Source organism: Pseudomonas sp. S49, assembly GCF_009866785.1.
In the GTDB taxonomy this organism is placed as follows: Bacteria; Pseudomonadota; Gammaproteobacteria; order Pseudomonadales; family Pseudomonadaceae; genus Aquipseudomonas.
The window spans coordinates 1,645,487-1,658,190 of sequence record NZ_CP019432.1; the positions used below are offsets into that span (position 1 = coordinate 1,645,487).

Sequence of the window (12,704 nt, forward strand, 5' to 3'; positions counted from 1 at the left end):
AAGTACAACGCATGAAGCGAATGGCCGGACTTTCCGCACTTGCCTTGATTATCTCCAGCACCAGTGGCTGCGGATGGGTCTGGGGGCCGGAAGGTTATTTCCGCGACCGTGGTAGCGATTACCTGCAAGCGCAACAGACTGCACCGATGCAACTGCCGCCGGAAGTCAGCACTTCCAAGCGCCTGGATCCGCTGTTGCCGATCCCGCGTAACGTTGCTGATGACACCGCCAAGGGCGAATACATTGTTCCGCGTCCTCAGCCGCTGTCGGCCGTTGCCGATGCCAGCGATTACTCGCTGCAGAAGAGCGGTGATTCGCGTTGGGTCGTGGCCCAGCATCCACCGGCCGAAGTCTGGCCAGTGGCGGTGCAGTTCTTCCAGGACAACGGTTTCCGTCTGGATGAACAGCGGCCGCAAACCGGCGAATTCACCACCACCTGGCAGCATTCCGATGAACTGTCCGCGTCCATGGCCAAGCGCCTGAGCGCAGCCGGCATTGCCAGCGACAGCGAAACCCGTGTGCGTGTTCGCATCGAGCCGGGCGTGCAGCGCAACACCAGTGAAATCTACGTGGTCAGCGCCGAGCGTCCTGCCGGCAGCACTGCCGACGTCGCCTTCACCAACCGTTCGGTCAACACTGGCCTGGACGCAGCGCTGGTCGACGACATGCTTGCAAGCATGAGCCGGATCTCCGAGAAGGGCGGTTCGGTGTCGATGCTGGCTTCGCGTGATTTCGATACCCCGAGCCGTGTCAGCCTCAGTGAAGACGGCAGCGGTAACCCGGTGTTGAACGTCGGTACCGATCTGGATCGTGCCTGGTCGAGCGTTGGCCGTGCACTGGAGCAAGGCGAATGGCGCGTTGAAGACATCAACCGCAGCCTGGGCCTGTACTACATCAACCTGGCCGAAAAAGCCGAGAAGAAAGACGACAAGCCTGGTTTCTTCAGCAGCCTGTTCGGCAGTGCGCCGAGCAAGGAAGAAGTTGAAGCCCGTGCCGAGCGTTATCAGGTTCGCCTGAGCAAGGTTGGCGAGAACATTCAGGTGACCGTCGAGAAAAACATCAACACCGTCGCGCCGGCTGAAGTGGCACGCAAAGTGTTGAGCGTGATTCAGGACAACCTGGGCTGATCAACCATGCGTTTTGCCGTTCTCGGCAGCGGTAGCCAAGGGAACGGCACGCTGATCGCCAGTGCTGATACGTATGTGCTGGTGGATTGTGGTTTTTCTCTGCGGGAAACCGAAAAACGCCTGTTGCGCCTGGGTGTGAACCCGGCGCAACTGAGCGCGATACTCGTAACCCACGAACATGCCGACCACGTGCATGGCGTGGGTTTGCTGTCTCGGCGCTACAATCTACCGGTCTACCTCAGTCGCGGCACACTGCGCGGGATGCGCAAACCGATTGAACCCGCAGGCTTTCTGGCCGGCGGCGAGCAACTGCAGATCGGTGCACTGAACATCGGGGTCATTGCCGTGGCCCATGATGCGCAGGAACCGACCCAGTATGTCTTCAGTGATCACCAGCAGCGGCGCTTCGGCCTGCTGACCGACCTGGGGTCCTACTGCGAGCGGGTGCTGGACGGTTATCGGGATCTCGATGCGTTGATGATCGAGTCCAACCATTGTCGCGACATGCTGGCCCGTGGTCATTACCCGTACTTTCTCAAGCAGCGGGTGGGCGGCGAGCTGGGACATTTGAACAACCATCAGGCGGCATTCCTGGTGTCGGAGTTGGGCTGGCAGGGCTTGCAACACCTGGTCCTGGCCCACCTGAGCAGCAAGAACAACCTGCCGCAGCTGGCCCGGCAATGTTTTGTCGACACCCTCGGGTGCGACCCGGACTGGCTGCAACTGGCCGATCAAGATTCAGGGCTCGACTGGCGCCACATCGCCTAGCCCACCTACTTAGCAAGCGGAGCCCATCATGGAAAAACGTGAAGAACTCTACCGCGGCAAAGCCAAATCGGTTTACAAGACCGACGACGCTGACCGCTTGATCCTGCTGTTTCGCAACGACACCTCGGCGTTCGACGGCAAGCGCATCGAGCAGCTCGACCGCAAAGGCATGGTCAACAACAAGTTCAACGCCTTCATCATGCAGAAACTTGAAGCGGCCGGCATTCCGACCCAATTCGACAAGCTGCTGGCCGACAACGAAGTTCTGGTGAAGAAGCTCGACATGATTCCGGTCGAGTGCGTCGTGCGTAACTACGCCGCTGGTAGCCTGGTCAAGCGTCTGGGCGTCGAAGAAGGCCTGAAGCTCAACCCTTACACCTTCGAACTGTTTCTGAAGGACGACGCCAAGGGCGATCCGTTCATCAACGAATCCCACGTTGTGGCATTCGGCTGGGGCACCGCCGAGCAACTGGTTCGCATGAAGGAACTGTCGCTCAAGGTCAACGAAGTCCTGACCAAACTGTTCGACGACGCCGGCCTGTTGTTGGTCGACTTCAAGCTTGAGTTCGGCGTGTTCAGCGACGGCTCGATCGTCCTCGGCGACGAGTTCAGCCCGGATGGCTGCCGTCTGTGGGACAAGGACACCAAGAAGAAGATGGACAAAGACCGCTTCCGTCAGGGCCTCGGTGACGTCATCGAAGCCTACGAAGAAGTCGCCAATCGTCTGGGCGTACCGCTTTAATCGACGCAAGCATCTGATAGCACGAAGAAATTTTCGAAAGAGGGTTTGCTTTCGGTAAAAGTGTTGTTATGATGCGCGCCGTTGGAGAGATGCCAGAGTGGCCGAATGGGACGGATTCGAAATCCGTTGTACCTTCACCGGTACCTAGGGTTCGAATCCCTATCTCTCCGCCATTATTGAACAAGACGAAGCCCCCGTAATCATTGATGATTACGGGGGCTTTTTCGTTTCAGGTGTTTCACTTCGAGCGTTTACGGCGGTCCCGTCCCGCATCGGGTTTCCATCGCCATATCGGCTATAAGCTAACTTTCATGTAAACCACAGTGCTATCACCGTGCTCAGCCAGGTAGTGCTCATTTTTACAACATTTCGCAGCATCAAATCTTGGCACTCGTATTCGATACCCTCTGCTCATACGGCCTGGCGCCGAGTGCGAGGATCCTGTGGAAATGGAAGCTAGCCGGACGGCATCTCTTCGTAAACCCTCGAATCGAGGTGTACGGGCTTCTCCCGGGGCGCATTGATGGTGGCTCCACTTAGGGTGGCATCTCCGTGCTGGCAACTGCATAGAGCCGTTGGTGCCGTGGGCGTGTACCGCGACCGCGCATCAGGTTCTTCGTGCGCGCAGAACTCCTCGTGCGCCGTTTATCAGTAACGCTGGTAGGGGGGGGGGCGCTATTGCTGTGATTTTTTGGAATGCGACCTACTTAAATGTGATAATGCTCTACCCATGCGACTCGATAAGTCTATCAGCAGCACTCGACGTCTCTCGTTAATCACCGCAGTGGAACCTAAGTAAATGCAGAAAAACTATGTGGGCGGGATACAGGCTCTACGGTTACTTGCTTGTTTTTTTGTTCTTTTTCAGCATGTGACGTTTTTTGTCTGCGACTTTAAAGGCATAGACTACCACCCATTTTTGATGATTAATTTTGGTCGCGTGGGCGTTAGTTTGTTCTTCGTGATATCTGGCTATGTCATGGGCATGTGTCTTGATCAAGGTAGAGTGTTTCTTTGGAATCGTATTGCACGGATATATCCACCCTACTGGTTGGCCATAGTAGTCAGTTGGGTGGTTTTGGTGCCGCTTGGTGTTGATTGGGCTTTCGATATTAGATCGGTGTTGCTGTTGCCGACGTTGTTAGTAAATAGCAGCTATAAAATTCCTTACTGGACTTTGTGTTATGAGATGGCATTTTATGTGCTTGTCTTTGCGCTGGTACTAGTGAAGGCGTCACGCCAAAATATATTATGGTTCTGTGCTGCTTGGCTCTCGGTGATCATCGTCATTGATGCCTATACGGTAATTGGCGATATCGATAGTGCGCAGGTTTTTGCTTTGGTTGCTCAACCTGGCTGGGGGATTCTAGTAGCGCCTTATCCGATTTTTTTTATCGCCGGACTGGTTGCGTCGATTGGCGGGCTTGCAAGATTTGAGCGAGTTCCACCAGTCTTCTTGGTTTTTATTGCGGTTTGCACTTGGGCAGTTAGTAATAATATGAAACTACCCTCACCTGCTCCGATGTTTATTATGCAGTCATTCAGTTTTATCTGTTTGATTGCTGCTTCGAGGCAGATGGCTTTTCCTTCATTTATTACTCGATTGGGGGATTACTCATACGGTATTTATCTTGTTCATATGATAATCATCGGGGCTTTGATTGCTCTGTTTAAATCCCACGCTGTAGAAATGCGATTTTCTGGGGTTTTCGCAATTTTTATGCTGTGCTCAATTATCGGTGGCTGTGCCTTCGGTTGGTTTGAGCACAAACTTCATTCCCGTTTTGTAAAACGGTTATTTAGGCGTAAAAGTGTGCAGCCAGTCGCGATTCGTTGAATGCACAGCAGTGCTGCTCTTGTCCTCGCCTGTCGTTGACCGGCAGGCTGTGAATCCTGGTTAGGGATGACTGCTGGATTGAGTCGTCCGGTGTTGCCAATCATCGCCGGACGACTATGCGTTATGCGGCAAGCGCGTGGGGGTCGGCGGGTTGGCGTTCACATGGATCAAGCTTCGTGTCGGCCAGCCATGTCCGTGGGCACCGAACACAACCCAGGCGCCGTGCTTCTCGTTCAGTCGGTAGACATCAAACTTTTGCGCGAAGGACAGTTGAAACTGGTCGGCGGCTGGCTGGCAGTCACCTTGGATTATGTTGATTACCCCTTCCTGACTGCCTGAGTGTGAACACTGACTATTCTGTGCATTGCCTTGTCCATGCAGATGACCAAGCCAAGGAAGCGAAGACGGGGATGGCGGCGGGCAGCCAGATCTCAGGTTCGATTTTCATGAATCAATCGGAGGTCACGCAGGATGTCATCCTCGAACTGATCTGTTCCTGACAGGTGCAATCAGAGGCGCAGGGGTTCAAAGTGGCGATCAATACCTCTCTGCATTAATTAGTAATCAAATCCTCCAATTTCTTGTGCTGGTTTGATAAATTCTCCGGCTTGGTTTTGCGAGTGTGCTGCATTCGAGATGGCACAGTAGTCGATGCTTGACATCCATCTGCCAGCATCCCGTCCTGATACAATTCGTGTCCGAAAAAATACACCTGAGGGAAAAGGTAATGAACGCAACAATCACGGCTGTTATCCCGGTTATGGGGGACTACCGTCAGGTGCAACCTCTTCTCGTCAGCCTCGTGAAGGCTATGGCCACGGATTGGCCGATCAACGATACGGTTATTGATCTGCTTTTCGTTGGTGACGGCGATCATTGGGCACAAGTTGCTGATGTTGCCGGGTTACGCAAAGACCATCATGTTCGCTACGTTTCGGTAGCACAGAAGTCAACACCAGCCTGCCTGTTCAACGCAGGTGCGGAACTGGCGAAGGGTGAGTTCCTTGCATTCCTGTGGCCAGGCGTCGATGCAGTCGAGTGGTTAGCCTCGATGAATGCACTCGTGAGTAAAGTTGAGCCTGGCGATTTCCTTCTTGCGGGCGATGTTGACAAGTCGTCCGTTCGGACAGGCATACCCGGCTCCTGGCTGTGTAATCCGTCCGCAGGCATGCCGAACCTTTATCCAACGGGTTGGTTAGAGCTGAGCGATTACCTTCCAATGGCCAACTGCCTGGTGGAAAGAGCATCGTTTCTAAAGGCGGGGGGATTCTCCACCTCGGTATTGTTGCAACGTGGATTCTGGTGGGAGTTCACGCTTCGTTACGGCCGCGCTGGACGTATTCGCGCCATCGAAGGGGTGCCCTGCGCATCATCGGTCTGGTCATGGCACGAATATCCTCTTACGCACGAAGTCGTAATCTCCGGCGATCTTGTCGCACGTCGAGTGATGCGCGCTGCACTGGTCGAAAACGTCGCGCCGAGCGTGGAAGTAGATTTCGACGATGCCTTTGCGTTTTCCCAAAGTTTGAACTCGAGAACGAGAGCATGGCTGCTTAAGCAGATCAGTTGCACGTCGAGGGAATTCGACGAAATTGTCCGTAAACGCGCGCAGTCTGTACCAGAAGGAGCTCGCGAGCCTCTTCGTATCACGGTGTTGGGGGGCCCAGGCGAGCCGGCTCACAACCAGCTATGTTTCTTCAACTACTTTGCGTTGCTGGAAAAAGATCACAAGCTTACTTGGCGCACCGTGCTCGACACCGCCGCACACACGACCGACCTCGTGAACAGTGACATTGTCATTTTCAGTCGAATCAAGTCGGAAGAGGGCTGTCGTTTGATGGACTTCTGCGTCGCGACCGGCATTTCGACGATCTACATGCTTGATGATAACTGGTTCACCGTTGGCAAAGATTGGCCTGTCTATGCCGAGCTTTTTCACGAAGATTCGCCGATTGTCAAAACTTTCAGGTATTGCCTCGAGCGGGCAAGTATTGCTCTTACCTACAATCAGCTCCTCCTCGAAGACATGCGCCCGCATTCACGTACGGTAGAGTTGTTGCCGACCAACATCGAACTGTCTGAATTCAATCCGCTGCCAAGGCAAGATGGACGCAGAAAGATCGTCGGATATGTTGGCTCGCCGCGTCCCGACGACGTCGCTTTCCGGGCACTTGCAGCCGTTGCGCGCCGGCGAGACGACTTTGATGTTATGTACATGGGGGCGGCCCTGCCTGAGTGTTTCGCCGATTTGCCCGAGCATCGTTTGAAGCAAGAGTCCTATGTATTCGGATATCGCCGCTATGCGGCTATTCTCAGTGGCTATGCACCGGACGTGTTGCTGGCACCGCTCGGAGGCACTCGTTTCGACGCATCGAAATGCCCCAACAAGTTTCTGGAAATCAGTGCAGTTGGCGCGGCTGGCATCTACAGCAACGTTGAGCCTTATATCTCAGTCGTGCAGAGCGCGAAGACGGGTCTGTTCGCTTACTCTAATCAGTCTTCATGGGAAGACGCGATCGAACGGCTGCTCGACGACGACACGCTGCGCTCCGATATTCAGAAGAACGCGTACAAGAAGGTACAGGAAACGTACGCGACGGAAAATGTCTTGCCGCATTTCGAAATGCTGCTGCACCGAGCGTATGACCTACGCGGCGTGAAGCCGTCTACCGAGCGTCAGCGCGTGGCGTTTGTGTCGCATTCGCCGTATCAGGCGGGGGCTGAACGGGCGCTTGTCAACTTCGTCTGTAATCTCAATGCATCCATCGAGCCGATCGTCGTATTTCCGCTAGGCGCTGGCCCGATGCTCGATCTCGTCTTGGCAAGCGGCTTGCCTGTAATTCAGTCGGACTACGATTTCGCCGTGCCGCGAGTCGGCGACCAGTGGCATCTTCAACTCGAGGATGCTCGCCATCATGACTATGTCGGCCGATTCGGACGCGTGTTCAGGGAACTGGAACTCGACGGTGTGGTTGTCAACACCAACGTATTGCAAAGCGCGGTGTATGCAGCAGCGGTTAATTTGATCCCGGTGGTGCTTCATTCACATGGCGTCATCAGTTCGCGTCTTGATACCCGCTTGTGCGCCAAGCGCTGGCCGCACGACGATGCCGAGCAGCTAGACCTGGCGAGCGGTGTAATCTGCCCTTCTCAACTAGTAGCCGATGCATATGTTGACCTGTATTTGACCCCCGGCGACAAGTTTCATGTGGTGCCCAACGGCACCGATTGTGAGTCTTGGGAACCCTTGCCAAGCGACTCACATCCTCAGCGCTTTTCGATGCTGTGCACGCTTGAACCGAACAAGAACGTACCCATGTTTTTAGAGGCGGCTCAGCAACTCATGTCCGCCGTAGCCGAGCCCATTGAATTTCATATCTATGGGGCGGGAAGCGGTGAGTATGTTGAATTTCTGAACGATTTAGTGAAAGAGAAAGCGCTGCAAAATTGTGTCTTCTTCCATTCGAAAACGGCGAATGTGAATGATGTTTACGACAGCTCACGCGCGATCATCGTCACAAGTCAACTGGAGTCATTTTCGTTTGTCACTATCGAAGCAATGAGTCGCGGTCGCCCAGTCATTTCGACACGATGTGGCGGTCCGGAAGCGATCATCGAAGATGGTAAAACGGGCTTTCTTATCAATAAGAACGACAGTGCCGCTCTAGCACGCTTAATGTTGCTCATCCATCGTGACGATGCGCTCGCACAGCGCATGGGTGCGAACGCGCGTACGGCCGTGGAGCAGCGATTCGAAATCAAGGTAATCGCCAATGCTTATTGTGAAGTGCTAACGGACATCTTCCCAACAGCATCGTTCGCGCATCTACGCGAGAAGCGTCGTGCAGCTCTGCATTTTATTGGTACTCGGCAGGCAATCGCTTGGTCGGACACTACTTTGTCGCTGAAAAATTATCCGGTAGCGGTCGCTTCGGCGTTAGATGCGCGGGGGTCGGGATGGGATCACAAAGCACTTTTCGACTACGCGGTTGGTCTGGAGGTGCAGGCTGTCAAACTCAAGCAGGATGCTGAAGTCGACAGAGTTGCGGCAGAAATGAATCGCAGGTATGCAATTTATAATGCCAACACTGCTCCGAATGTCTTCAATGGTCTTGCTGCCCGAATTTATCGCAGATTTGGGCTGGAGGATGACCTATGGGATCTGGTGGGCCATCCGTTCTCCGCCATCAAGAGATTCTGCAATGATCGCCATGAGAGAGGTGCCACCAAGCTACTGATGACGCCAGATTTGCGTGATTTTCCCTATATCGAATATGAACTTACGCCGAACCAGCCGTACCAATGCATCAGCACGCCCATACATGTGCCGGCAGCGAACGCGCAGGGCACGTTTGGTATAGAGATCGTCAATGGCGCTGGACAGATATTGCATCAAGACACCATCCTTTTGGCCGATACCAATGCAGGTCAGCCGGTCGAGTTTTATTTTGATGATCTGAAACTGCCAGTCGGGGAGGTGTGCAGGCTGCGCCTTTTCGCTCGCGATGCGGAAGTGCCAGTCTGTGCCTACGAACTCGTCACACGCCGTTTCGCAGGCCTGAAAGCGCCTGCGAGGACGCCATTCCTAGCGCTTATGTAGCCGAACCTTGTCACCAAATAGGACTGCGGACATGAACAATCTGAACGGAATTTTTCGTGGTGAGTTGATTGAGCAATTTGGGGTGCTGACCCCCGGATACGATAGTGGCGTAGTCGATTCGTATATGACGGAGCAGTTCAAGAGCCGAGCGCAAGAGTATGTCAAAACCCATTACAACTCTGATCATGTAGACGATGTAATCGGGAAAGCGTTGCGTACATTGGGCGTCGAAGCTCCGGCGGAGGCATCAGAGTTTACGATTTTGGACGTCGGCTCGGGCGCTGGTGGATCCGTATTCACTCTGATTCGCATGTTCGGCCATCTGCCGAACGTACGTATCATTTGCTCGGATCTTTCGATGGAGATGCTTGCGCTGTTGCGGCAGGGGTTGGTTGACGTCCAATTCAAGTGCAAGATCGATGTATTGCAATTGAATGCCGAGCAACTCGATTTCCATGACGGCTCCGTAGATCTGGTGGTCGGCTATGCGATTGCACATCATCTGTATCGTCCGGATCAGATGTTCAGGCATGTCGCCCGCGTGCTCAAGCCTAACGGCCACGCAGTTTTCATGGAGCCATTCGAGAATGGCAATGTGATTCTGTCTGCGGCAATGGGCATCATTCTTGCGGACAGCCGAAAGGAGCAAATCAACCAAAACGTTCAGGAGTTCATGCGCAATATCGTAGCGGACAGAAAATCGCGAATCGGACGCGACAAGACGGCGGAGTGCTTCAGGCATCTTGACGACAAATGGATGTTCACACGCAACTATCTGCTCGAAGGTTTTCCGTCGAGTCAGGGTTCGTTGCAGATTCGTTCATTGCATCCCCCAATGAAGTTGTTTGAAAATCAGATGGCAATGTTGCTATCACTGGGGCTGTCGCTCGACAAAAGTGCGCTACCTTCGTGGGCGTGGGACGTGATTCGCACGCTCGACGACTCGATGTCTGATGATTGCAAGGAGGACGTGCTCATCGAAGGGATGGTGCTATTCACAAAGTTTTCTTGACGCCTCAAGGCGTTTGGGTCCGATATTCCATGGCAGATGATGTCTGCGATGGAGTTCGAGTTCCTACCTCTGCGCCGTGACGTAGAGAAAGCCCCGTAGATGGAAATCTACGGGGCCTTTTGTTTGTGCATGGTTGCTATCAGTCAATCGAGCAGCGATATGATGATGTTAGCTGCGCCAGCATCAGCGCATGTCAATCTCGCTGAATTTGAGGGTGAGAATTTCATCATTCAAATCATTGAATACAAGCTTGATTGCGGGCGTTTTGCTCAGCTTGCTGTTGCTTTGCTGAAAATTCAGAGTGACGCGCGTCGGGACGTTGCGGATAAGTTGGAATCTTAGCCAAGACCGATCTTCCACTTGGCCTACTCGAATCGATTCAAATTTCAGCGGCCCGCCTGATTCATCGAAAAGGCGTGTGCTTTCATCGAAACGGAAACTGCGATCCACATTCAGATTGGTCAGTTCGAATGTGCACGTAGGCAATCGACCGATATTTTCGCAGCCATCCAACTCAATACGTACGTTGTCCAAGACTTCCAACCGCTTGCCGAGCAGATTGCTCCCCTCGTTCTCGACGATTTTTGCCTGGAGTTTTGCAAATTCGAATGAGGGTTTGGCGTACTCCGTACCCAGGATAAAAAAGCCGAATGACATGCCTGCGATGATGAGGAATTGCAGGCTGCCTCTAAGAAAGGGCGTGAAATGTCGAATTTGCCATCCGATCGAAACTGCACCGAGAAACATAAATGTGCTGACCAGCAAGACCACGTTCTTCCAACTGATGAAACTAAAGCCAAATACGCTAGGGTCTGGCACTGCGTAAGTGATCAGTGCCCACATGGCGCCTAGCAGGACACCAAGTCCGGCCATGCCTCGCGTTATCAGGGAAGTCAGCTTCTGTGTCCGGGAAATGGGCGCGGATAAATCCTGAGAAGAGGTCAAAGTTACGAACTCCTTGTTTCGTAGCCTGATCATGTATCCATGAGGGTGAATGTCGGGCCGATGAGATGAAAATCCCTGGTGTGAGTGACTGGCGAATTGTGGCAGGTTGCCATTATCCATCTGCGACGATCAGGGTAAAGCCGTATGTTGCTTGCGTACAGGTCTGAGGGGACGGGTTTCAGAGAATTTACGACTCTGGATGCTGCCTATATCAATAGGCAGCACGTTCATTTCTTAAATCTCCTTCACCGGCGTCTCCCCCTGCACAGCCTTGATCAACCCGATCACATGCAAACAATCCGCTTTATTCACGTACGACTCGCCACTGGCGATGGTCTCGTGGTTACCCGCCCTCAGCCGCCAGCGCCATTGTCCTTTGCCGGTGCTCGGGGTGCCTCTGGATTGCCTGTAAATCTCGAAATACATTCAGTTCGCTCCATGCGATTGATTTTGTGCGACAGCCTGTGTGGCGCATGCTCGCAAGCCTAGCGCAGAAGCTTTTTTTGGCTATCGGACATTTGTTTCCAATCGTTCGCGGATGTTTCTGAAGGGCGCGGGCTAGAGCGTGTGGATAGGCCTCTGGATTGGCCAATATGACGCCGTCTGCTCCTTGCAACGTTGTCGACGCTGCTGCTTAATACGGGACGGCTCATGGCGTCGAATATCGTTCGGCGACCGACAAACACTATAAAAAGAGCACTCCTTTGACTGAGCACGGAACGCAACAGGCGGGGCAGGTGACGTTATCGCTGGTGGTCCCCGTATTTAATGAAGAGGACAGCCTCGACACCTTTCTGCGGCGCATCAATGACGTCTTTCAGATGCAGGCGTCAATCGATCTTGAACTGGTGTTCGTCAACGACGGCAGTACCGATGCCACGCTCGAACGCCTGCTCGAACATCAGCATCAGGATGCGCGTCTGCGTATCGTCGACCTGAGCCGCAACTTCGGCAAAGAGGCGGCGCTATCCGCCGGTCTGCAGATCGCGACCGGGCAGATCGTGGTGCCGATCGATGCTGACCTGCAGGATCCTCCGGAAGTCATTCTGCAAATGATCGAGCGCTGGCGTGAAGGCTTTGAAGTGGTGCTCGGTCACCGCATCAGCCGTCGCAGCGACACCTGGGCCAAGCAGACCTCGGCGCACTGGTTCTACCGCCTGCACAACAAAATTGCCGAACAGCCTTTACCCGAAAACGTCGGCGATTTTCGCCTGATGGATCGCTGCGTGGTCGATGCCTTGCTGACGCTGCCCGAATCCCGGCGCTTCATGAAAGGCCTGTTCGCCTGGGTCGGCTTTCGTACTACCCACGTCGATTACGAGCGCCCGGAGCGCGCAGCGGGGCAGAGCAAGTTCAATGGCTGGCGGCTGTGGAATTTCGCGCTGGAGGGCATCACCAGTTTCAGTACCGAGCCGCTGCGAGTCTGGACATACGTGGGCGCTCTGGTGTCGCTGGTGTCTTTTGCCTTCGCCATTTTCATTGTCGTGCGCACCTTGATTCATGGTGTCGACTTGCCCGGTTATGCCTCGCTGATGGTGGCCGTGACCTTTCTCGGCGGACTGCAATTGATCGGCATCGGGGTGCTCGGCGAGTACCTGGGCCGCACCTATATCGAATCCAAACGCCGGCCGGTTTTTCTGGTGCGTCGCGTCTACGACCCCAAGGACTGACAC

10 protein-coding genes and 1 tRNA gene are annotated in these 12,704 nt (G+C 54.0%); 9 read left to right on the plus strand and 2 right to left on the minus strand.

Annotated elements, in window-relative coordinates:
* Positions 1–11: 11 nt before the first annotated feature.
* From bamC to PspS49_RS07310, 8 genes are all read left to right on the plus strand, one after another.
* Complete coding sequence (gene bamC / locus PspS49_RS07275) at positions 12–1,127, plus strand: outer membrane protein assembly factor BamC (protein ID WP_034153155.1); 1,116 nt, start codon at positions 12–14, stop codon at positions 1,125–1,127.
* A 6-nt stretch (positions 1,128–1,133) separates the two neighbouring features.
* The gene (locus PspS49_RS07280) at positions 1,134–1,895 is read left to right on the plus strand and encodes an MBL fold metallo-hydrolase (RefSeq protein ID WP_095119104.1); all 762 of its coding nucleotides are present in this window, start codon (positions 1,134–1,136) and stop codon (positions 1,893–1,895) included.
* A 28-nt stretch (positions 1,896–1,923) separates the two neighbouring features.
* A complete protein-coding gene (gene purC, locus PspS49_RS07285) occupies positions 1,924–2,637 on the plus strand; it encodes a phosphoribosylaminoimidazolesuccinocarboxamide synthase (protein ID WP_008077821.1) in 714 nt (237 codons plus the stop codon).
* An 83-nt stretch (positions 2,638–2,720) separates the two neighbouring features.
* Positions 2,721–2,810 (plus strand) — tRNA-Ser (locus PspS49_RS07290).
* Positions 2,811–3,436: 626 nt separating this feature from the next.
* A complete protein-coding gene (locus tag PspS49_RS07295; protein WP_160038664.1) occupies positions 3,437–4,474 on the plus strand; it encodes an acyltransferase in 1,038 nt (345 codons plus the stop codon).
* A 162-nt stretch (positions 4,475–4,636) separates the two neighbouring features.
* Positions 4,637–4,813, plus strand: coding sequence for a hypothetical protein (locus PspS49_RS07300; RefSeq protein ID WP_160038666.1), 177 nt, complete (start codon positions 4,637–4,639; stop codon positions 4,811–4,813).
* A gap of 388 nt (positions 4,814–5,201) precedes the next feature.
* A complete protein-coding gene (locus PspS49_RS07305) occupies positions 5,202–9,074 on the plus strand; it encodes a glycosyltransferase (protein WP_160038668.1) in 3,873 nt (1,290 codons plus the stop codon).
* Between the two features lie 31 nt (positions 9,075–9,105).
* Positions 9,106–10,086: a class I SAM-dependent methyltransferase gene (locus tag PspS49_RS07310; RefSeq protein WP_160038670.1), complete on the plus strand. Its 981-nt coding sequence runs from the start codon at positions 9,106–9,108 to the stop codon at positions 10,084–10,086.
* Between the two features lie 183 nt (positions 10,087–10,269).
* Here PspS49_RS07310 and PspS49_RS07315 read toward each other — a convergent pair whose 3' ends face one another.
* Positions 10,270–11,031 carry a hypothetical protein gene (locus PspS49_RS07315; protein ID WP_160038672.1) on the minus strand — a complete coding sequence of 254 codons (762 nt, stop codon included), beginning with the start codon at positions 11,029–11,031 and terminating at the stop codon, positions 10,270–10,272.
* A gap of 234 nt (positions 11,032–11,265) precedes the next feature.
* Positions 11,266–11,457: a DUF1508 domain-containing protein gene (locus tag PspS49_RS07320; RefSeq protein WP_016984684.1), complete on the minus strand. Its 192-nt coding sequence runs from the start codon at positions 11,455–11,457 to the stop codon at positions 11,266–11,268.
* A 278-nt stretch (positions 11,458–11,735) separates the two neighbouring features.
* Here PspS49_RS07320 and PspS49_RS07325 point away from each other — a divergent pair, with 278 nt between their 5' ends.
* Positions 11,736–12,701 carry a glycosyltransferase family 2 protein gene (locus PspS49_RS07325; RefSeq protein ID WP_127926201.1) on the plus strand — a complete coding sequence of 322 codons (966 nt, stop codon included), beginning with the start codon at positions 11,736–11,738 and terminating at the stop codon, positions 12,699–12,701.
* Positions 12,702–12,704 lie beyond the last annotated feature (3 nt).

Excerpts from the sequence above, each read along its gene's own strand:
- bamC (WP_034153155.1), top strand. The coding sequence starts at position 12 with ATGAAGCGAATGGCCGGACTTTCCGCACTTGCCTTGATTATCTCCAGC.
- PspS49_RS07280 (WP_095119104.1), top strand. The coding sequence starts at position 1,134 with ATGCGTTTTGCCGTTCTCGGCAGCGGTAGCCAAGGGAACGGCACGCTG.
- purC (WP_008077821.1), top strand. The coding sequence starts at position 1,924 with ATGGAAAAACGTGAAGAACTCTACCGCGGCAAAGCCAAATCGGTTTAC.
- PspS49_RS07295 (WP_160038664.1), top strand. The coding sequence starts at position 3,437 with ATGCAGAAAAACTATGTGGGCGGGATACAGGCTCTACGGTTACTTGCT.
- PspS49_RS07300 (WP_160038666.1), top strand. The coding sequence starts at position 4,637 with ATGGATCAAGCTTCGTGTCGGCCAGCCATGTCCGTGGGCACCGAACAC.
- PspS49_RS07305 (WP_160038668.1), top strand. The coding sequence starts at position 5,202 with ATGAACGCAACAATCACGGCTGTTATCCCGGTTATGGGGGACTACCGT.
- PspS49_RS07310 (WP_160038670.1), top strand. The coding sequence starts at position 9,106 with ATGAACAATCTGAACGGAATTTTTCGTGGTGAGTTGATTGAGCAATTT.
- PspS49_RS07320 (WP_016984684.1), bottom strand. The coding sequence starts at position 11,457 with ATGTATTTCGAGATTTACAGGCAATCCAGAGGCACCCCGAGCACCGGC.